Origin of the sequence: Streptomyces hiroshimensis (assembly GCF_014650335.1) — a bacterium.
Lineage (GTDB): Bacteria > Actinomycetota > Actinomycetes > Streptomycetales > Streptomycetaceae > Streptomyces > Streptomyces hiroshimensis.
The window spans coordinates 95,314-116,443 of sequence record NZ_BMUT01000009.1 but is presented as its reverse complement, the minus strand read 5'-3'; the positions used below and the strand labels follow the sequence as shown (position 1 = coordinate 116,443).

General features: G+C 70.2%; 15 protein-coding genes. 11 read left to right on the top strand and 4 right to left on the bottom strand.

All coding sequences use genetic code 11. From position 1 onward, the window contains the following. Positions 1–21: 21 nt before the first annotated feature. Positions 22–312 carry a 30S ribosomal protein S6 gene (gene rpsF, locus IE241_RS20875; protein ID WP_030366820.1) on the bottom strand — a complete coding sequence of 97 codons (291 nt, stop codon included), beginning with the start codon at positions 310–312 and terminating at the stop codon, positions 22–24. Between the two features lie 280 nt (positions 313–592). On the opposite strand from rpsF, the gene IE241_RS20870 reads away from it, so the two are divergent. The 3 genes from IE241_RS20870 to IE241_RS20860 all read left to right on the top strand — a co-directional run bounded on the left by IE241_RS20870 (position 593) and on the right by IE241_RS20860 (position 3,282). Continuing rightward, positions 593–922 carry a hypothetical protein gene (locus IE241_RS20870; protein WP_190023317.1) on the top strand — a complete coding sequence of 110 codons (330 nt, stop codon included), beginning with the start codon at positions 593–595 and terminating at the stop codon, positions 920–922. A gap of 125 nt (positions 923–1,047) precedes the next feature. After that, on the top strand, positions 1,048–2,166 hold the full coding sequence (locus IE241_RS20865; protein ID WP_190023316.1) for a lipid II:glycine glycyltransferase FemX: 1,119 nt from the start codon (positions 1,048–1,050) through the stop codon (positions 2,164–2,166). 84 nt (positions 2,167–2,250) lie between these two features. Continuing rightward, positions 2,251–3,282 carry an alanine racemase gene (locus tag IE241_RS20860; RefSeq protein ID WP_190023315.1) on the top strand — a complete coding sequence of 344 codons (1,032 nt, stop codon included), beginning with the start codon at positions 2,251–2,253 and terminating at the stop codon, positions 3,280–3,282. Positions 3,283–3,349: 67 nt separating this feature from the next. Here IE241_RS20860 and IE241_RS20855 read toward each other — a convergent pair whose 3' ends face one another. Beyond that, entirely contained in the window at positions 3,350–4,849 is a 1,500-nt protein-coding gene (locus IE241_RS20855) for a glycosyltransferase family 87 protein (RefSeq protein WP_190023314.1), read from the bottom strand. Between the two features lie 130 nt (positions 4,850–4,979). Next, on the bottom strand, positions 4,980–7,616 hold the full coding sequence (locus IE241_RS20850; RefSeq protein ID WP_190023313.1) for a transglycosylase domain-containing protein: 2,637 nt from the start codon (positions 7,614–7,616) through the stop codon (positions 4,980–4,982). Positions 7,617–8,027: 411 nt separating this feature from the next. Here IE241_RS20850 and IE241_RS20845 point away from each other — a divergent pair, with 411 nt between their 5' ends. From IE241_RS20845 to IE241_RS20835, 3 genes are all read left to right on the top strand, one after another. Next, positions 8,028–8,615, top strand: a complete 588-nt coding sequence (locus tag IE241_RS20845) for a PadR family transcriptional regulator (protein ID WP_058045335.1) — start codon at positions 8,028–8,030, stop codon at positions 8,613–8,615. 49 nt (positions 8,616–8,664) lie between these two features. Continuing rightward, positions 8,665–9,747 carry an inositol-3-phosphate synthase gene (locus IE241_RS20840; protein ID WP_190023312.1) on the top strand — a complete coding sequence of 361 codons (1,083 nt, stop codon included), beginning with the start codon at positions 8,665–8,667 and terminating at the stop codon, positions 9,745–9,747. Between the two features lie 79 nt (positions 9,748–9,826). Continuing rightward, entirely contained in the window at positions 9,827–11,095 is a 1,269-nt protein-coding gene (locus IE241_RS20835; RefSeq protein WP_190023311.1) for an MFS transporter, read from the top strand. A gap of 85 nt (positions 11,096–11,180) precedes the next feature. On the opposite strand, the gene IE241_RS20830 is transcribed toward IE241_RS20835, so the two are convergent. After that, entirely contained in the window at positions 11,181–12,656 is a 1,476-nt protein-coding gene (locus tag IE241_RS20830; RefSeq protein ID WP_190023310.1) for a CCA tRNA nucleotidyltransferase, read from the bottom strand. Between the two features lie 207 nt (positions 12,657–12,863). Between IE241_RS20830 and IE241_RS20825 the strand changes: the two genes are divergently transcribed. The 5 genes from IE241_RS20825 to IE241_RS20805 all read left to right on the top strand — a co-directional run bounded on the left by IE241_RS20825 (position 12,864) and on the right by IE241_RS20805 (position 21,036). After that, on the top strand, positions 12,864–15,170 hold the full coding sequence (locus IE241_RS20825) for a DUF6049 family protein (RefSeq protein WP_190023309.1): 2,307 nt from the start codon (positions 12,864–12,866) through the stop codon (positions 15,168–15,170). Positions 15,171–15,215: 45 nt separating this feature from the next. Beyond that, a complete protein-coding gene (gene murJ, locus IE241_RS20820) occupies positions 15,216–17,450 on the top strand; it encodes a murein biosynthesis integral membrane protein MurJ (protein ID WP_190023308.1) in 2,235 nt (744 codons plus the stop codon). 109 nt (positions 17,451–17,559) lie between these two features. Beyond that, a complete protein-coding gene (locus tag IE241_RS20815) occupies positions 17,560–19,272 on the top strand; it encodes a protein kinase family protein (RefSeq protein ID WP_190023307.1) in 1,713 nt (570 codons plus the stop codon). 46 nt (positions 19,273–19,318) lie between these two features. Then, complete coding sequence (gene sigM / locus IE241_RS20810) at positions 19,319–19,996, top strand: RNA polymerase sigma factor SigM (RefSeq protein WP_190023502.1); 678 nt, start codon at positions 19,319–19,321, stop codon at positions 19,994–19,996. After that, positions 19,993–21,036: an RsmA family anti-sigma factor gene (locus IE241_RS20805; RefSeq protein WP_190023306.1), complete on the top strand. Its 1,044-nt coding sequence runs from the start codon at positions 19,993–19,995 to the stop codon at positions 21,034–21,036. The genes sigM and IE241_RS20805 overlap by 4 nt, the downstream gene beginning before the upstream one ends. The last annotated feature ends 94 nt before the right edge of the window (positions 21,037–21,130 follow it).

The following is a 21,130-nucleotide window of genomic DNA, read 5'->3' as shown; positions in this document are numbered from 1 at the left end:
TTACCTCTGAACCGCTGGGGTTCAGTGGGTCTCGGGACGGAGGACCTTGGTCCGGAGGACCGACTCGTTCAGGTTCATCTGGCGGTCGAGCTCCTTGACGACCGCAGGCGTGGCCTGCAGGTCGATGACCGAGTAGATGCCCTCGGGCTTCTTCTTGATCTCGTACGCGAGACGACGACGGCCCCAGGTGTCGACCTTCTCGACCTTTCCGTTGCCCTCACGGACGACGGAGAGGAAGTTCTCGATCAGCGGGGAGACAGCGCGCTCCTCGAGATCGGGGTCGAGGATGACCATCACCTCGTAGTGACGCATGTGGAACCCACCTCCTTTGGACTCAGCGGCCACGGTCGTTCCGTGGCAGGAGGGTCGTGATGCGTGAACAACGGTATCGGCCGACACTGACAATCAGCGGAAAGTCCCTGGGTTGCCCCAGAGGACCGAAGCTGGTCTGGGCAGACACCGGTGCAGACCGTACAGAGTACCCGCACTCCGGCTTCCGGTTGAAATCCGGCCGTGCGAGCCCGCAATCTGGACGGACCGGGTGTGACCGGCGCAACAATGCGCCGGTCGCCTTCAGGAGGAGGTAGCCCCCATGACACAGGCAGTGCGCCAGTCCCGCGGCCCCCGTTCTCTGATCAATGCCGTGCTCAACAGCGACGGAAAGCCGCATCCGCTCGAGAACACCTTCGTCGCCGTGACGCTCGTGCTCGGAGTGCTCGCTTTCGTCTCCTCGGCCTTCAACAACCTTCACCTGCTCAGCTCGTGGAGCGGGCTGGCCGGCATCTTCGCCGGTGCGTACGGCCAGTACATCTCCGCCACCACGGGGGAGCGCTTCCTGCTGATCATCGGACTGGGAGCATCCGCTTTCGGCTTCTTCCTCGGCATGGCGCACGGGGGTCTCTTCGGGGGGCTCATCGGATAGCGCGCAGCCCACCCGGCCGTACACCCGAACGGGCGCCCCAACGGTGTGCGTCCCTGTCGCAGTAGGCTTCGCCGCGAGAGCCGGAGCCCCGACCATGGGGACACACCTGCCGAGGAGCGCCCCGCATGAGTCTGACCCTGAGGACAATCAGCCGAGAGCAGCATCTGGCATATATCCAGAGCCTGCCCGCGGCCAGTCACATGCAGGTGCCGGCGTGGGCCGATGTCAAGGCGGAGTGGCGCTCGGAGAGCCTGGGCTGGTTCGACAAGACCGGGCAGATCGTCGGCGCGGGTCTGGTGCTCTACCGCCAGCTGCCCAAGATCAAGCGCTACCTGGCCTATCTGCCCGAGGGCCCGGTCATCAACTGGTTCTCGCCGAACCTCGCCGACTGGCTGCAGCCCATGCTCGCCCACCTCAAGCAGCAGGGCGCCTTCTCCGTGAAGATGGGCCCGCCGGTCGTCATCCGCCGCTGGGACGCCAACGCGATCAAGGGCGGCATCTCCGACCCGGACGTCAAGCGCCTGCGCGACGTCGAGGCCACCTTCATCGAGCCGCGCGCCTTCGAGGTCGCCGACCAGCTGCGCCGGATGGGCTGGCAGCAGGGCGAGGACGGCGGCGCCGGCTTCGGTGACGTCCAGCCGCGGTACGTCTTCCAGGTGCCCCTGGCGAACCGCTCGCTCGAGGACGTCCACAAGAACTTCAACCAGCTGTGGCGCCGCAACATCAAGAAGGCCGAGAAGGCCGGCGTCGAGGTGGTCCAGGGCGGCTACGAGGACCTGCCCACCTGGCAGCACCTGTACGAGATCACCGCCGAGCGCGACAAGTTCCGCCCGCGCCCGCTGAGCTACTTCCAGCGCATGTGGACGGCCCTCAACACCGAGGACCCCAACCGCATGCGGCTGTACTTCGCGGTGCACGAGGGCGAGGCCGTCGCCGCCGCGACCATGCTGATCGTCGGCGGGCACGTCTGGTACTCCTACGGCGCCTCCGCCAACCACAAGCGCGAGGTCCGTCCCTCCAACGCCATGCAGTGGCGGATGCTGCGCGACGCCTACGCCCTGGGCGCGAGCGTCTACGACCTGCGCGGCATCGGCGACTCCCTGGACGAGAGCGACCACCTCTTCGGCCTCATCCAGTTCAAGGTCGGCACGGGCGGGCAGGCTGCGGAGTACCTCGGCGAGTGGGACTTCCCGCTCAACAAGCTGCTCCACAAGGCTCTCGACATGTACATGTCGCGCCGCTGACGTTCTTCTCCCGGGGTCGTGCGATCCCGCGCGTTCAGCAGGCACAGCATCCAGCAGGCACAGGGAAAGGTTCCGGGACGGGCCATGGCGCTCACGCTCTACGTCGACACCGCGCGCTGGCGGGCGCACCAGCAGACCATCGTCCAGCAGTTCCCGGGCATCGTCCCGGTGTGCAAGGGCAATGGCTACGGCTTCGGCCACGAGCGGCTGGCCGACGAGGCGGCCCGCTTCGGCTCGGACATCCTGGCCGTCGGCACCACCTACGAAGCGGCCCGGATCAAGGACTTCTTCAGCGGTGACCTGCTGGTGCTCACCCCCTTCCGGCTGGGCGAGGAGCCCGTGCCGCTGCCGGACCGGGCCATCCGGTCCGTCTCCTCGGTCGAGGGGGTGCGCGGCCTGGTGGGCGCGCGCGTCGTCGTCGAGGTCATGAGCACGATGAAGCGGCACGGCATCAGCGAGGAGGACCTGCCCAAGCTGCACGCGGCCATCGAGGACGTGCGCCTGGAGGGCTTCGCCATCCACCTGCCGCTGGACCGCACGGACGGCTCCACCGCCGTCCAGGAGGTGTCCGAGTGGATGGAGCGGCTGCGCAGTGCGCGCCTGCCGCTGCACACCATGTTCGTCAGCCACCTGAAGTCCGACGAGCTCGCGCAGCTGCGGCACCAGTACCCGCACACCACGTTCCGCGCCCGCATCGGGACCCGGCTGTGGCTGGGCGACCACGATGCCACCAAGTACCGCGGCGCCGTCCTGGACGTCACGCCGGTCCGCAAGGGCGACCGCTTCGGCTACCGCCAGCAGAAGGTCGCGGGCGACGGCTACCTCGTCGTCGTGGCGGGCGGCACCTCGCACGGCGTCGGCCTGGAGGCCCCGAAGGCGCTGCACGGCATGATGCCGCGCGCCAAGGGCGTCGCCCGCGCCGGCCTCGCGACCATGAACCGCAACCAGTCGCCCTTCTTCTGGTCGGGCAAGCAGCTCTGGTTCGCCGAGCCCCCGCACATGCAGGTCTCGATCCTCTTCGTGCCCAGCGACTCCCCGGCCCCGCAGGTCGGCGACGAGCTGGCGGCCAACCTGCGGCACACCACCACGCAGATCGACCGCATCGTCGACCAGTAGGCCCGCCTCTGGTCACAGGCTCCGCCGGCCACAGGCGCTCCTGGTCACGGCCCGGGCGGCCGCCCCCTCAGCCCAGAGGGCGGCTGCCCGTCCCCCAGAGGACGCTCTGGCCGGCGGAGCGCTCCGCATACGACGGCGTGTGTGCGGAGCCGAGGGCGACGACGTCCGGAGCGCCGTCAAGGATGCCGCCGGAGGGGTCGTCCGAGCCGTCCCGGCGGACGACGTCCCGCTCGGGCATGAGGATGTCGCGCACGACGACCGCGCACAGGTACAGCGTGCCCAGCAGGTGCAGGGCGATGGCCACTTGATAGCCCTCGGTGGGCAGGCCCTGGTGCTTGTCGCCGCTGCCCGAGTAGGCGAGGTAGGACCAGATGCCGAGGAAGTACAGCACCTCGCAGGCCTGCCAGATCAGGAAGTCGCGCCACTTGGGGCGCGCCAGTACGGCGAGCGGGATCAGCCAGAGCACGTACTGCGGTGAATAGACCTTGTTGGTGAGGACGAAGAGCGCCACCACGAGGAAGACCAGCTGGGCGAAGCGCGGGCGCCTGGGGGCGTAGAGCCCGAGGGCCACCAGCGCCAGGCAGCCCAGGATCATCAGCAGGCTCACATACGTGTTGGCGTCGTCCAGGGGATTGCCCGTCCGCTGGGAGATCAGCAGCCAGACCGAGCCGAAGTCGATCGGGCGCTCCTGGCTGAACGTGTAGAACTTCGCCCAGCCCTCGCGGATGTGGAAGCCGGCGGCGTCGTGCGTCAGCATCACCGGGAGGTTCACCACCAGCCATGCGCCCACGGCGGACGCGGTGGTCACGGCGAAGGCCTTCATGCGCCCGGCCCGCAGGCACAGCACGAAGAGCGGCCCGAGGAGCAGCAGCGGATAGAGCTTCGCCGCGGCGGCCAGGCCGATCAGTATGCCCGCGAGCACCATCCTGCCGCGGGACCACATCAGCATCGCCGCGGCGGTGAGGGCGACGGCGAACAGGTCCCAGTTGACGGTGGCCGTCAGGGCGAAGGCGGGCGCGAGCGCGATCAGCAGGGCGTCCCAGGGCCGGCGCCGGTGCGTCCGGGCCGAGCAGATGGCGATCACGGCGGTGCAGGCCATCAGCATGCCCGCATTGACCAGCCAGTTGATCTGCTCGCGGTGCTGGATGGTGCCGCCGCCCGGGGTCAGCCAGGCGGCGATCTGCATGAACAGGCCGGTGAGGACCGGATATTCGAGGTAGTCCATGCCGCCGGAGACGGCCTGGGGGATGCGGTCGAAGTACGGGATGAGGCCTGCGTCGAAGCCGCGTCCGCTGTAGAGGTGCGGGATGTCGGAATAGCAGGCGTGGGTGTACTGCGTGGTGGCGCCGAAGAACCACCCGTACTCGTAGCAGGGCAGCTTCTGGACCATGCCGAGGGCGAACATCCCGATCGCCACCAGCACGATCACCCGGACCGGCGTCCACCAGCCTCTGCCGGGCACGGCCCGCTTCCCCGCGGGCCCGCCGATGAGCTCGCTGCCTGCGGCCGCCACCTTGTCCTCATCGGTGGGCCGCACCTGCCGGTCGTCGTCCCGCGCGCTCCTCATGGGGCCATCCTGCCGTACCCGCCTGTGCGTCGCCGGAGCCTGTGGATAACTCTGAGGGCCGTCACGCGAACGCGGGACGGCCCTCAGAGCGGTTGCCGGAATCGTGGCTCCGGGTCGGTGGACGGGCTGGTCAGCCGTTCATGCCACCGAAGAGGCCGCCGCCTCCGGGGCGCCTGCTGGTGTCGGGCGTCGGCGACTCGCCCGCGCCGCCCGGGCCGCCGCCGGGGCCGCCACCGGGCCCGCCGCCCGGACCCCCACCGGGACCGCCGCTGCTGCCGGTGTTCCCTCCGTGCTTGCAGCGGAAGTCGAAGACCGAGCAGGACCGGCTCGCCGACGGGCTCGGCGAGGGGGACTTCGACGGCGTGCCGGACGGGCTGGTGGACGGCATCGCCGACGGGGGCGCGGAGGGAGCGCTGGGCGAGGGGCTGGCGCCGTCACCGAAGATCTTCTCGCCGAGCGGCTGCGCCGGCTCGAACTGCTCGATCGGCTGGCCCTTGAGCGCCGCGTTCATGTAGTCGGCCCAGATCTCCGCTGGGAACGACGCACCGTGGATGGTCTCCTTGCCGCCCACGCCGCGCATCGACAGGAACTCCTGCTTCTTGGCGTTGGAGTCGACCCGGAACATGCCGATCGCCGTGGACAGCTGCGGGGTGTAGCCCGCGAACCAGGCCGAGCGGTTCTCGTCCGTCGTACCCGTCTTGCCCGCGGCCGGACGGCCCCCGGCGAGCTTGGCCGAGGTGCCCGTGCCCTCCTCCACGACGGTCTTGAGCACGTCGGTGACGTTGTTCGCCACGTTCGGCGAGAACGCCGTGTCCGACTTCGTCTCGTGCGTGTAGACCGCCTTGCCGTCCCGCTCGACCTTCTCGACCGAGTACGGGTCGATCTGCTTGCCGCTGGCGGCGAAGGTGGCGTACGCACCGGCCAGCCGGACCGCGCTGGGCGCCGATGTGCCGAGCGAGAAGGTGGGCGTGGTGGCGGAGAGCTGGTCCTTGTCCAGGCCGGCCCGCAGGGCGGCCTCCTTGACCAGGTCCGTACCGACGTCCATGCCGAGCTGGATGAAGGGGGTGTTCACCGAGAACTGCATGGCGGTGCGCAGGGTGACGGGACCCTTGTCCTCTTCACCGTCGTTCTTCTGGTGCCACTCGCTGCCGTCGTTGTCGTGCCAGATCTTGCCGTTGTACTCCCGGAGCGTCACCTTGTTGTTGCCGTTGTAGATGCTGTCGGGAGAGACGAGCGTGCGCTGGCTGTCGCTCTGCTGCCGGCCCAGGGCCGGGTTGCGCTTGCCGTGCGACATGGCCGCGGCGAGCACGAAGGGCTTGAAGGTCGAGCCCACCTGCACACCGGTGTAGTCGGCGTTGTTGTTGAAGTGCTCCAGCGCGTTCTCGCCGCCGTAGATGGCGACGATCTTGCCGGTCTTGGGGTCGATGGAGGCCCCGCCGAACTGCACGAACTTGTCGCGCTCCCGCACGTCCGGCTTGATGTTCGCCTTGCGGACGTCCTCGACCGACTTCGCCAGGGCCTCGACCTTGGCCCGGTCGAACGTCGTGTGGATCTGGTAGCCGCCGCGGTCCAGCTGGGTCTTGCTGATGCCGGAGTGGGCGACGACGTAGTTGTCGGCGAGCTCGGTGAGGTAGCCGATCTGGCCGGCGCGGTTCGTGGAGGGCTTGGGCTTCTGGGGGGTCGGGAAGCCCTTGCCGACCCACATGTCGCGGTCGCCCGCCTGCATGTTGCCCGTCTCGACCTCGCGGTCCAGGGTCCACTTCCAGCGGTCGGTGGCCCGCTTGGTGTTCTTCTCGGCGGTGGCCGCCGGGCCCTGGCCGCCGTACGGGTCGTAGAGGTTCGGGCCGTTGAGCGTCGCGGCGAGGAACGCGCTCTCGCTGGGCGTCAGCTCGGTGCAGTCCTTGTCGTAGTACGCCCGCGCCGCGGCCTGGATCCCGTAGGCCCCGCGCCCGTAGTAGGCGGTGTTGAGGTAGCCCGCGAGGATCTCGTCCTTGTCCTTGGTGGCACCCACCTTTATGGAGATCAGCAGCTCGGTGGCCTTGCGCTTGAGCGTCTGCTCCTGGCTCAGGTACGTGTTCTTCACGAACTGCTGCGTGATGGTCGAACCGCTCTGGGTCTCCCCGCCCTGCGCCATCTTGACGACGGCGCGCGCGATGCCCATCGGGTCGACGCCCCAGTCCTTGTAGAAGCTGGCGTTCTCGGCCGAGATCACCGCTACCTGCATCGACTTGGGGATCTTGGAGATCGGCACGATCTGGCGGTTGAGCGCACCACCGCCCGCGACCACCATCTGCTTGCCGTCGGCCCAGTAGTACACGTTCTTCTGCACCTGGGCGGTCCGCTGGGCGGACGGCACCTGGACCACGGCCAGGGCGATGCCCACGGTGCCGAAGATCAGGCCGATGAAGGTGAAGGCCGTTCCGAGGACCAGCTTCCAGGAGGGCATCCAGCGCTTGGCGCCGTCCTTGCCCGCCCGGGGATAGTCGATGAAGCGCTTCTTGCCCGGGCGCCGGCCGCCGGAACCTCCTCCGGAACCTCCTCCGGGATCCCCGCCGCGTCTGCGCCCGCCGGTCGCGGGGCCGCGCTGGCTCGCGCGGCGGCCTTCGGCACGGCTGACGTGCCGGTCGGACTCGCCGCGACCGGATCGCGCGGCGGAACTGCTGGTCGGCGCGGCGCGGCGGCCGGGTCCCGGCTGCTGGGCCGCGCGCCTGGCCGCGGCTCGTCCGCCGCCCTCAGGCTGCGGCGGCTTGCGGCGGTGCTCGCTCATCGAACGACTACTCCTCGGGCAGGCGCTATCGCCTGGAAGCGGCAGCTGGCTTGCGTTCCCCCCGATGCGCTGAACGGCTGCCTGAGGCAACCGGGCGCATTGCGTACGGGACGAGGACGCCTGTCGTCGTCACTCGGTTCCCGCTGGTCTGCATGGCGCACAGACTACGCACGGCCAAATCGCTCCTACTGCGGATGTTCACTCCAATTCAGGCCGCTTGTGTCCCACGAATCGGTGATGTGACCTCGTTCACCGTGCCCCCTCTTGTCGCATCCAAGGGTGCGTTCTATCGTCTGGATGTATCGAGTCGATACATCAGCACGACATAAAGGTCGGCTCGGAGTCGGCATAAGGGACCAATAGGGACTAGGGATCACAAGGACTAGGCTGTGTGCGACAAGGAGGCGAAACATGAGCAGACGCTCCGGCATCCTCGAGTTCGCCGTCCTCGGCCTGCTCCGCGAGTCCCCGATGCACGGCTACGAGCTGCGGAAACGCTTGAACACCTCGCTCGGGGTGTTCCGTGCGTTCAGCTATGGCACCCTCTACCCCTGCCTGAAGGCCCTCGTGGCGAACGGCTGGCTGGTCGAGGAGCCCGGGAGCGCTCCGGAGGACGCCCGAGCGGCGTCCCTGGCCGGACGACGGGCGAAGATCGTCTACCGCCTGACGGCAGAGGGCAAGGAGCACTTCGAGGAGCTGCTCGCCCACACCGGCCCGGACGCGTGGGAGGACGAGCACTTCGCCGCCCGCTTCGCGTTCTTCGGGCAGACCTCGCGGGACGTACGGATGCGCGTGCTGGAAGGCCGCCGCAGCCGTCTGGAGGAGCGCTTGGAGAAGATGCGCGCCTCCCTCGCCCGCACCCGGGAACGGCTGGACGACTACACCCTCGAGCTTCAGCGGCACGGCATGGAATCCGTGGAGCGCGAGGTCCGCTGGCTGAACGAGCTGATCGAGAGCGAGCGGGCCGGGCGTGACAAGCGCACCGGTCCGGACCAGTGAGCCCTGCACTCCGCAGGGCTTCGTCGAGTACTAACAGGGAGCAACCGGAATGGGTTCGGTTCGCGTAGCCATCGTCGGCGTGGGCAACTGCGCCGCCTCGCTGGTGCAGGGCGTCGAGTACTACAAGGACGCCGACCCGAACGGTCGCGTGCCGGGTCTGATGCACGTGCAGTTCGGCGACTACCACGTGCGTGATGTCGAGTTCGTGGCCGCCTTCGACGTCGACGCGAAGAAGGTCGGCCTCGACCTCGCCGACGCCATCGGCGCCAGCGAGAACAACACCATCAAGATCTGCGACGTGCCGAACAGCGGCGTCACCGTCCAGCGCGGCCACACCCTCGACGGCCTCGGTAAGTACTACCGCGAGACCATCGAGGAGTCCGCCGAGGCTCCCGTCGACGTCGTCCAGGTCCTGAAGGACAAGCAGGTCGACGTTCTGGTCTGCTACCTGCCCGTGGGCTCCGAGGACGCCGCGAAGTTCTACGCGCAGTGCGCCATCGACGCCAAGGTCGCCTTCGTCAACGCCCTCCCGGTCTTCATCGCCGGCACCAAGGAGTGGGCGGACAAGTTCACCGAGGCCGGTGTGCCGATCGTCGGTGACGACATCAAGTCGCAGGTCGGCGCCACCATCACGCACCGCGTGATGGCCAAGCTGTTCGAGGACCGGGGCGTCATCCTGGACCGCACGATGCAGCTGAACGTCGGCGGCAACATGGACTTCAAGAACATGCTCGAGCGCGAGCGCCTGGAGTCCAAGAAGATCTCCAAGACGCAGGCCGTCACCTCCCAGATCCCCGACCGCGACATGGGCGAGAAGAACGTCCACATCGGTCCCTCGGACTACGTGGCCTGGCTGGACGACCGCAAGTGGGCGTACGTGCGCCTCGAGGGCCGCGCCTTCGGTGACGTCCCGCTGAACCTGGAGTACAAGCTCGAGGTCTGGGACTCCCCGAACTCCGCCGGTGTCATCATCGACGCCGTCCGCGCCGCGAAGATCGCCAAGGACCGCGGCATCGGCGGCCCGATCCTCTCCGCCTCCTCGTACTTCATGAAGTCGCCGCCGGTGCAGTACTTCGACGACGAGGCCCGCGAGAACGTCGAGAAGTTCATCAAGGGCGAGGTCGAGCGCTAAGCGTTCCGCCTCTTCCCCGCATGCGCAGGTCCCCGGGTTGTCCACCCGGGGACCTGCGCGTTGTGTGAGGCTGTGGACCATGCCCGTTGTGCGTGATCTTCGCGTCCTGCTCCGCCTTCGCGATTTCCGCCGCCTGCTGGCAGTCAGGCTCCTCTCCCAGGCCGCCGACGGGGTCTACCAGGTCGCGCTCGCCACCTACGTGGTCTTCTCCCCGGAGAAGCAGGCGTCCCCCACGGCCATCGCCTCGGCCATGGCGGTGCTCCTCCTGCCGTACTCGCTGCTGGGCCCCTTCGCCGGCGTGCTGCTGGACCGCTGGCGCCGCCGCCAGGTGCTGCTCCACGGCAACCTGCTGCGTACCGCCCTGGCCGGCGTGACCGCCCTGCTCATCGTCGCGCGCGTCCCCGACTGGCTCTTCTACGCCTCCGCCTTGTCGGTCACCGCCGTCAACCGCTTCGTACTCGCCGGGCTTTCCGCCTCGCTGCCCCGTGTGGTCGACTCACGCGAGCGCCTGGTCATGGCCAACGCCCTCTCCCCGACCGCCGGGACCCTCGCGGCCACCGTGGGCGGCGGCCTCGCCTTCGCCGTACGGCTGGGCGCCCCCGAGGGCGCCGACGCCCTGGTCGTCCTGCTCGGCGCGGCGCTCTACTTGTCCGCCGCCCTGTGCTCACTGTTGATGCCGATCGGCCTGCTGGGCCCGGACGCACCGGCGGCCCGTCGGCTGGGCGCTCTCCTGACCGGTACCGCACGGGGCCTGGCCGCGGGGCTGCGGCATCTCGCCGAGCGCCGAACGGCCGCCTGCGCGCTCGCCGCCATGACGCTGATGCGCTTCTGCTACGGCGCCCTCACCGTCACCGTGCTGATGCTCTGCCGGCATGCGTGGACGAGCAGCGAGTCCAAGGGCATGGCCCTGCTGGGGCTCGCCGTCGCCGTCTCGGGCGCGGGGTTCTTCGCGGCGGCCGTCATCACCCCCTGGGCGGTCTCCCGGCTGGGCAGGCTCGGCTGGATGGTCGCCTGCGCCACCGTCGCGGCGGTGCTGGAACCCGCCCTCGGCCTGCCCTTCGAGCGCGTCCCCATGCTGATCGCCGCCTTCGTCCTGGGCCTGACCACCCAGGGCGCCAAGATCGCCACGGACACCGTGGTCCAGTCCTCGGTGGACGACGCCTTCCGGGGCCGGGTCTTCTCGCTCTACGACGTCCTCTTCAACGTCGCCTTCGTGGGAGCGGCCGGAGTGGCGGCCCTGATGCTGCCGCCCGACGGCCGGTCGGCCCTGCTGGTGTCCGCCGTCGCCGCGCTCTACGCCGTCGTCGCCGTCACCCTGGCGGGCTTCCGGAACCGGCAGGAAGCATGAAGCGGGGCGGTGGGTGTTTCACGTGAAACCGTGAATCGCCCACCGCCCCGCTTCATGTTTCACGTGAAACAGGGAACGTGGAGGGTCAGCCCTGCGCCGCCCACCACTCCCTGAGCGCGGCGACCGCCTCGTCATGACCCATCGGGCCGTTCTCCAGGCGCAGCTCCAGCATGTGCTTGTACGCCTTGCCGATCTGCGGGCCCGGGCCCACGCCCAGGATCTCCATGATCTGATTGCCGTCCAGGTCCGGCCGGATCGCGTCCAGCTCCTCCTGCTCCTGCAGCTTGGCGATGCGCTCCTCCAGGCCGTCGTACGCCCGCGAGAGCGCATTGGCCTTGCGCTTGTTGCGCGTGGTGCAGTCGGACCGGGTCAGCTTGTGGAGCCGCTCCAGCAGAGGCCCGGCGTCGCGCACGTAGCGGCGCACGGCGGAGTCGGTCCACTCGCCGGTGCCGTAGCCGTGGAAGCGCAGGTGCAGCTCGACCAGCTTGGAGACCTCCTTCACCAGCTCGTTGGAGTACTTGAGCTTGGTCATCCGGGCCTTGGTCATCTTGGCGCCCACCACCTCGTGGTGGTGGAAGGAGACCCGGCCGTCCTTCTCGAAGCGGCGCGTGCGCGGCTTGCCGATGTCGTGCAGCAGCGCCGCGAGGCGCAGCACCAGGTCGGGTCCGCCGCCGGGCTGGTCGCGCGGGGCCTCCAGGGCGACGGCCTGCTCCAGGACGGTGAGCGTGTGCTCGTACACGTCCTTGTGGCGGTGGTGCTCGTCACGCTCCAGGCGCAGGGCGGGCAGCTCGGGCAGGACGAGCGCGGCGAGCCCGGTGTCGACCAGCAGCTTCAGGCCCTTGCGCGGGTGGTCGGAGAGGATCAGCTTGTTGAGCTCGTCCCGGACCCGCTCGGCCGAGACGATCTCGAGTCGGCCGGACATCTCGGTCATCGCGGTGACGACCTCGGGCGCGACCTCGAAGTCGAGCTGGGCGGCGAAGCGCGCGGCGCGCATCATGCGCAGCGGGTCGTCGGAGAAGGACTCCTCCGGGGTGCCGGGGGTGCGCAGGACCCGGGCGGCCAGGTCCTCCAGGCCGCCGTGCGGGTCGATGAACTCCTTCTCCGGCAGCGCGACGGCCATGGCGTTGACGGTGAAGTCGCGGCGGACGAGGTCTTCCTCGATGGAGTCGCCGTAGGAGACCTCCGGCTTGCGGGAGGTCCGGTCGTAGGCCTCCGACCGGTATGTGGTGACCTCGATGTCGAAGTCGGCTTTGCGGCATCCCACGGTGCCGAAGGCGATGCCGACCTCCCAGACGGCGTCCGCCCAGGGCCGGACGATCTTCAGGACGTCCTCGGGGCGGGCGTCCGTGGTGAAGTCGAGGTCGTTGCCGAGCCTGCCGAGCAGCGCGTCCCGTACGGAGCCGCCGACCAGGGCAAGCGTGAACCCGGCTTCCTGGAATCGGCGGGCGAGGTCGTCGGCCACGGGGGAGACCCTCAGGAGCTCGCTCACGGCACGGCGCTGCACCTGGCTGAGCTCGTTGGTCGACGACTGGGTGAGGCTGTCATTGTTGGCATTCGGCACAACAGAAGAGGGTACGTGGCCGCGCGCCCCGGGGCCTCCCGGTTACGGACGCATGGCGCAGCCCACGCAAAGCGGGCGCAGCCGGGACATCGGGCCGGCTGCGCGATCTTGCGGAGCGGTCCGCAGCACTTCGTCACAGCGGGCCTCGTTACCATTCGTGGACGCACAACCGACGACCACTGACGACGACGAGGGACGGGCGAGCGCGTGGCCGAGGCGGCAGAGACCCAGGAGACCCCCTCCGCTGCCGCCTGCCGGTGGTACCGGCATCTCGCGACGGTCCTGGTGGGCGCGGCGCTGCTGCTCGGGCTGGTGCAGCTGCCGGCGGCACCGGCGGCCCGCGCGGAGTCCACAGGCTCCCGCCCGGTCGAGGTCTCCGTCCACACGCTGACCCCCGCCGCGCCGAAGCAGGACGACACGCTCACCGTCTCGGGCAGCGTCACCAACACCGGCGGCTCGACGATCTCCGACGCGCACGTCGGCCTGCGGGTGGGCAGCCAGATCAACAGCCGGGTCGACGCCGACGAGACCGGCACCCGGTCCTCCGCGTCCGGCGCCGCCGACGGCTCCGAGATCGGCAAGCACACCCAGAAGGTCGACAAGCTGCCTCCGGGGGCGAGCCGCGACTTCAGCATCTCGCTGCCGGCGAAGGATCTGGACCTCAGCCGGGACGGGGTGTACCAGCTCGGCGTGTCGCTGTCGGGGCGCACCGCGGACCAGGGCTTCGAGCGGGTGCTGGGGGCCGCGCAGACGCTGCTGACCTGGCAGCCCTCCGCGATCGAGGGCAAGAAGACGCAGCTCACGTTCCTGTGGCCGCTGATCTCCGCGACGCACCTCACCGCCCGGACCGAGTCCGACCAGCAGCAGACGCCGATCTTCCCCAACGACGACCTGGCCGCGGAGCTGGCCCCGGGCGGACGGTTGCAGCAGCTGGTCGCGCTGGGCAAGGACCTGCCGATCACCTGGGTGATCGACCCCGATCTGCTCGCCACGGTCGAGGCCATGACCAAGAGCTACCGGGTGGGCGGTCCGGACGGGAAGAACACGCCGGGCCGGGGACAGGCGGTCGCCAAGCAGTGGCTCAGCCAGCTGCAGAACGCCGTCGCCGGCGACCAGGTGGTGGCGCTGCCGTTCGGCGACCCCGACCTCGCGTCGCTGGCCCACCACGGCAAGGACGTGCCGGGCTCCCTGAGCCACCTGCAGTCCGCCACGGAGCTCGCCTCGACGACGGTGGACACCATCCTCGGCGTGAAGCCGCGCACGGACTTCGCCTGGCCGGTCGACGGCGCCGTCGACTCCTCGATCATCGACGTCGCCACCTCGGCCGGCGCCCACAACGTCATCGCGCGCAGTGACAGCTTCCGCGACCGGACGTCCTACAGCCCCACCGCCGCCCGCCAGATCGGCAGCGGCAACACCGCCGTCGTGGCGGACGCCCGGATGTCCACCGGCTTCCAGGGCGACCTCGTCCGCGCCGGCGAGTACTCGCTCGCCGTGCAGCGGTTCGTCGCCCAGAGCCTCCTGGTGAACCGGCAGGCGCCGGACAACGAGCGCAGCATCGTCGTGGCGCCGCAGCGCATGCCCACCACGAGCCAGGCCCAGGCGATGGCCGCGGCGATCAAGGCCCTCTCGGACAACCGCTGGACGCAGCCGGTCAACCTGGGCGACGCGGCCGCCGCCAAGCCGGACCCGGATGCGAACCAGCAGGTCCCGGGCACCGGCTCGTACCCCGACTCGCTGCGTGAGCAGGAGCTGACCACCAAGGCGTTCCAGGAGATCCAGAAGACCCAGGTCACCCTGGACGGCTTCAAGGTGATCCTGACCTCGCAGGACCGCGTGGTGACCCCCTTCGGCAGCGCGATCATGCGGGAGATGTCGACCTCGTGGCGCGGCGACCGCAAGGGCGCCGCCGAGTTCCGCGAGGCGGTGCAGTCCTACCTCTACGGGCTCACCCGCCGCGTGGAGCTGATCAAGAAGTCCGACGTGACCCTGTCCGGGCGCAGCGCCACGATCCCCATGACGGTCCACAACGGCCTGCTGCAGGGGATCGAGGGGCTCCACCTGGTGCTGGAATCCAGCCAGACCAACCGTCTGCAGGTGGACCGCTCCCAGCCGGTGAAGATCAACGGCGGGCAGAACCAGTCGGTGAAGTTCGAGACCCGGGCCAATGCCAACGGCCCGGTGCGCGTGACGGCCCGTCTCTACACGGACGAGGGCCAGCCCTACGGCGACCCGGTCCTCTTCACTGTGCATGTCACGTCCATCACCCCTATGGTTCTCCTCGTCATCGCCGGTGGAGTGCTCCTGCTGGTCCTCGCGGGGCTCCGCATCTACATCAAGCGGAAGCGGTCCGCCACCCGTGCGGCCGAGGGCGGGCAGCCCGGAGCGGACGGCGAGGGGCCGGAAAACGGAGGCCCGGGGGACGACCGGCCCGCGCGGCCGGGTGACCCGGCCCCGGACACCGGTTCGCATGACACGGAGCCATCCGGCTCGGGTGAGAAAGTGGAACGTTGACGCGTAGTGGGGCCGGCCGGCCGCGGACGATGAGGTGGGGTAGCGATGAACGCGCCGTACGACGGTGACCGCGGGCAGGGCGCGGGTGGTGAGCCGCGGGGTCAGTACCCGCCGCCCCCGGCTGCCCCCGGCACGCCGCGCCAGGGCCCGTACGCCCAGGATCCCTACCTGCGGGACGCCTATGCCTCCGAGCCCTATCCCGGGCACGACCCGGCCGCCCAGGACCCGGTGAGCGACGCGCTGTACGACCGCGCCGCGCCCCCGGCGCCGCCCGGCACGTACCGCAACACCTACCCGCTGCAGCAGCAGCCGGGCCCCGACACGGGCGCCCGGGCGTGGCCCCCGGCCCAGTCCGGCGGGCAGGCGGGCTTCCCTGCCCACGGAGACGACGACGCCACCAAGCAGTTCTCCGCCGTGGAGGGCTTCGACCGCCCCGGGGAGGACGGCCCGCAGCGGGACGCCTTCGCCCACCTCTACCGCGACCAGCAGCAGCCTTACGAGCCGCCGCGGCCACCCGGCCAGCAGATCCCTGCCCCGGGCCAGTACGGTGCGCAGCCCCCGCAGGGGCCGGCCACGCCCGAGCCCTCGCCGGAACCCGAGCCGCCGGCCCCCACGGCCGCCGCTCCGCAGGCCAAGGGCGGCAAGGCGGCCAGCGTGCTGAAGTCGAGCGCGCTCATGGCCGCGGGCACGATGGTCTCCCGCATCCTGGGCTTCGCCCGCAACCTCGTCATGGCGGCGGCGATCGGCGTCAGCACGCTCAACGACGGCTACCAGATCGCCAACACCCTGCCCACCATGATCTACATCCTGGTGGCCGGCGGCGCGCTCAACGCCGTCTTCATCCCGCAGCTGGTGCGGGCGATGAAGAACGACGAGGACGGCGGAGAGGCGTACGCCAACCGCCTGCTGACCCTCGTCATCGTGCTGCTCGCGGGTGTCACCACCGTCTGTGTGCTCGGCGCACCGCTGTTCATCCAGATGATGTCGCCGACCATCGCCGACGATCCCACCCGGATGGACGTGGCGGTCGCCTTCGCCCGCTACTGCGTGCCGACCATGTTCTTCATGGGCGTGCACGTCGTCATGGGACAGATCCTCAACGCGCGCGGCCGCTTCGGCGCGATGATGTGGACCCCGGTCCTGAACAACATCATCATCATCGCGACCTTCGGCTCCTTCATCTGGGCCTTCGGTCCCGCGTCCTCGACCGACATCACCTCGGCCACGATCACGCCCGAGGGCGTCCGGCTGCTCGGCATCGGCACGCTGCTGGGCCTCGTCGTCCAGTCGCTGGCGATGCTCCCCTACCTGCGTGACGCCGGCTTCCGGATCCGCCCCCGCTTCGACTGGCGCGGACAGGGCCTGGGCAAGGCCGCGGGCCTGGCCAAGTGGACGTTCTTCTTCGTCCTGGCCAACCAGCTCGGTCTGATCGTCGTCAGCCAGCTCGCCACCAAGGCGGGCTCACTCGCGGAGAAGGCCGGCCAGAAGGGCACCGGCATCACCGCCTACAACTTCGCGCTGCAGCTCTGGCAAATGCCGCAGGCCATCATCACCGTCTCGGTGATGACCGCGGTCCTCCCCCGGATCTCCCGCGCCGCCCACGACGGCGACGCCTCCGCCGTCCGGGACGACCTCTCCCACGGCCTGCGCACCTCGGCCGTCGCGATCGTGCCGTGCGCCTTCGCGTTCCTGGCCCTCGGCGTCCCCATGTCGACGCTGATGTTCGGCAGCGGCTCGGGCACGAACGCCGCCACCAACATCGGCTACATCATCATGGCCTTCGGCCTCGGCCTGATCCCGTACTCCGCGCAGTACGTCATCCTCCGCGGCTTCTACGCCTACGAGGACACGCGCACCCCCTTCTACAACACGGTGATCGTCGCCGCCGTCAACGCGGCCGTCTCGTTCCTGAGCTACCTCGTGCTGCCGTCCCGCTGGGCCGTCGCCGGCATGGCCGCCGCCTACGGCCTCGGCTACGCCGTCGGTGTCGGTGTCGCGTGGCGCCGCCTGCGTACCCGCCTCGGCGGGGATCTGGACGGCTCCCGCGTCGTCCGGACGTACGCCCGCCTCGCCGGTGCGTGCATCCCCGCGGCCCTCGTCGGCGGGGCTGCGGCCTACGGCATCACGCAGGTCCTCGGCCAGGGCGTACTCGGTTCGCTCGCCTCCCTGACCGGCGGCGGTCTGATCCTGCTCGGCGTCTTCTACGTCGCAGCGAAGCGGATGCGGATCGAGGAGCTGACGGCCATGGTCGGTATGGTCCGCGGGCGTCTCGGACGCTGACGGGAGCACAACCTTCGCCCGCCGCCGTGTGTCGTGCATAGCGCCGGACTGTGGGCACAATTGTCTTGGCTGTGGACAGCGTGCAACGGATGGGGAGGCAGGAACGACGGTGGCAGAACGGAGCACAGCTGCCGTCGACGTGGCAGGCAACAGCGGCGGCAAGCCGCTGACCGCCAAGGCGGGCAAGGCCACGGCCGACGGGGCGGAGGCCGCGACCAAGGCCGGCACCCACAAGGACGGCGGGCGCGCGGAGGGCAAGAAGCCCGCCCGCGACGACCGGACCACGCCCGAGCTGCACAGCGGCCACAAGCTCGCCAGGCGGTACCGCCTGGAGGAGTGCGTCACCCGTCTGGAGGGATTCAGCAGCTGGCGTGCGGTGGACGAGAAGCTCCGCCGCGCCGTGGGCGTCCACCTGCTGCCCGCCGATCACCCGCGCGCCCGGCCCGTCCTCGCCGCCGCCCGTTCCGCAGCCCTCCTCGGCGACCCCCGCTTCGTCCAGGTCCTCGACGCCGTCGAGGAGAACGACCTCGTCTACGTCGTCCACGAGTGGCTGCCCGACGCCACCGAGCTCACCAACGTCCTCGCCTCCGGCCCCATGGAGCCGCACGACGCCTACCAGCTCGTCAGCCAGGTCTCCCAGGCCATGGCCGCCGCCCACCGCGAGGGGCTCGCCCACCTGCGCCTCCACCCCGGCTCCGTGCTGCGCACGGGCACCGGGCAGTACCGCATCCGCGGCCTGGCCGTCATGGCGGCGCTGCGGGGCATCACCTCCGACCACCCCCAGCAGACCGACACCGAGGCCATCGGCGCGCTCCTCTACGCCGCGCTCACCCAGCGCTGGCCCTACGAGGACAGCGCCCACGGGCTGCCCGGCCTGCCCAAGGGCGTCGGCCTCATCGCCCCCGACCAGGTCCGCGCCGGTGTCCACCGCGGCCTCTCCGAGCTCGCCATGCGCGCGCTCGTCAACGACGGCGCCACCGCGTCACGGCAGGAGAAGCCGTGCACGACGCCGGAGGAGCTGTCCAAGGCCGTCGCCGCCATGCCGCGCATCCGGCCCCCGGAGTCGGCCTTCGCCACGCCGCCGGGCGGCTACCAGCGCCCGCACGCCTACGGCCAGCAGCCGCCGCACGGCGCCGGCTCCACAGGCCCCATGCCGGTGCCCCCGCCGCCTCCGCTGCAGGGCCGCACGGGCCGCGCGCTCAAGTGGAGCGTCGCCGCCCTGCTGATCGCCGCCCTGGGCCTGGCCAGCTGGCAGCTCGCGGACACGCTCCTGAAGGACGGGCAGGGGGACCACCCGCAGATCTCCGAGTCGACGGGCGACGACGGCTCGAAGCCGACCGGCGAGCCGATAAAGATCGCCGACGCCCAGGAGTACGCCCCGGACGGCACTCCACAGCACGAAGACCTGGTGAAGAACACCTACACCAAGTACGACGACCCGTCGAAGACGTGGCGGTCGCGCAGCTACCGCGAGGGCCCGTCCCTGACCCAGTACAAGGGCGGCGTCGGGATCATCTACGACCTCGGCAGCCTGCAGAAGCTCCGCTCCGCGGACATCAAGTTCCTCTACGGCGGCGACCACACCGAGGTGTCGCTCTACGCGGCGAAGTCCTTCGGCGGCTCCGAGTCGCTGAAGTCGATGGAGAAGATCACGACCAAGAAGACATCGACCGATTCGATAAAGCTCTCCCTCAAGAAGCCGGTCGAGGCCCAATACGTCGTCCTGTGGATCACGGCGGCCCCTTACTCTGGCCCTGACGCGACGACCTATGCCGGTGACGGATACAAGCAGGGCATCACCAACGTGAAGTTCACCGGCTGACGTTCGGAACGGACCTCAGGGGGAGGGCTCGACGGTGGACGACGCCATGCGTGACGGCCTCAGCGATGCCGATCTCCTCGCCCGGCACGTCGCCGGCGACTCCGACGCCTTCGGCGAGATCGTGCGCCGGCACCGTGACCGCCTCTGGGCCGTCGCCCTGCGCACCCTCGGCGACAGAGAAGAGGCCGCCGACGCCGTGCAGGACGCCCTGGTCTCCGCCTACCGCGCCGCACACACCTTCCGCGGCCAGTCCGCCGTCACCACCTGGCTGCACCGCATCACCGTCAACGCCTGTCTGGACCGTGCGCGCAAAGCCGCCTCGCGGCGCACCGACCCGCTCGCCGAGACCGAGCGGCTGGAACAGCTCATAGAGCCGCACGAGTCCGCAGCCGCACCCGCGGAGCGCGGGGACCTGCACCGGGAGCTGCTGCAGGCGCTCGCCACGCTCCCGCCCGACCAGCGCGCCGCCCTCGTCCTGGTCGACATGCAGGGATATCCCGTCGCCGAGGCGGCCGCGGTGCTGGACGTCCCCGTCGGCACCGTGAAGAGCCGCTGTGCACGGGGGCGGGCACGACTTCTGCCGATCCTCACCCATCTGCGTCCCGGTGGCAGGGGTAGCCCACCGCTCGACGGGGGAAGGAACCGGTCGCAGGGGGCGTCCGTCCCACCACCGGCAGGACAGAGCGACGCAGATCCAGTGAAGGGCGGAGGTGGGCGAGCGTGACTTCGATGACCGGCACGGATGGGCACCCGGAGGTCGCGGAGATCTCCGCGCTCACCGAGGGGGTGCTCTCACCGGCACGCACCGCGGATGTCAGGGAGCACCTGGCGGCGTGCGAGCTGTGCGAGGACGTACGCAGCTCGCTGGACGAGATCCGGGGAGCGCTCGGGACCCTGCCCGGCCCGCCCCGGATGCCGGCGGACATCGCGGGCCGCATCGACGCCGCACTCGCCGCCGAGGCACTGCTGGATTCGACCACGCCGCCCTTCGGCGTCCCTGTTTCACGTGCTGCGAGCTCTCGGGGGACAACCCCCGAACCCCCGGCCGACCGCTCGGCCCCTGTTTCACGTGCTGCGACTTCTCGGGGGGCAACCCCCGAACCCCCGGCCGACCGCTCGACCTCTGTTTCACGTGAAACAGAGAAAGGGGTCGCTGGCTCGGTTTCACGTGAAACCGTCGACCGTCCCCTCGGCCGCCCCCGCACCGCCACCACCGGGCCCGGCAGGCAGACCCCGTCGTCCCGCAAGCCGCGGACCGGGCGCTCGCGCCGCTGGCCCACCGTGCTCCTCGGCAGTGCCTGCGTCGCCGCTGTGATCGGCGTGGGCGGCCTCTTCCTGCAGTCCGGCGGTACGGACGCACCCACGGCCACGCCCTCCAAGGACCGCGAGAGCCATGCGCCGGCGCATGCCCTCGCCTCCGGTGATCTCACGGACCGGGTGCACGAACTCCTGAAGCCCCTGTCCTTCGGTCCCACCGAGCCCCGCGGGAAGACCGCCGAGGCCGACGGGAACGCCCCCGACAGGACGCTGAGCGCGCAGAACAGCACAGCGCCCTTCTGCGTCCGGCAGGGCATCGGGCGCTCGGAGCAGGCTCTGGCGGCCGAGCCGGACACCTATCAGGGTGAGGACGCCTACCTCGTCGTCCTGCCGCACCCGGGTGACACCACGCTCGTCGACGCCTATGTGGTCTCCGCCACCTGCGTCAACGCGAGCTCCGCGACACCGGGCAAGGTATTGCTGACCGAGACGCTGCCACGCCTCTGAGCTCTCCCGGCCGCAGCAGGCATCCGCGGGAATGCCTGCCCCGTAGGATCCGTTGGGTGGGGTGAACCCCTCAAGGACCGAGACAGCAGTCGGC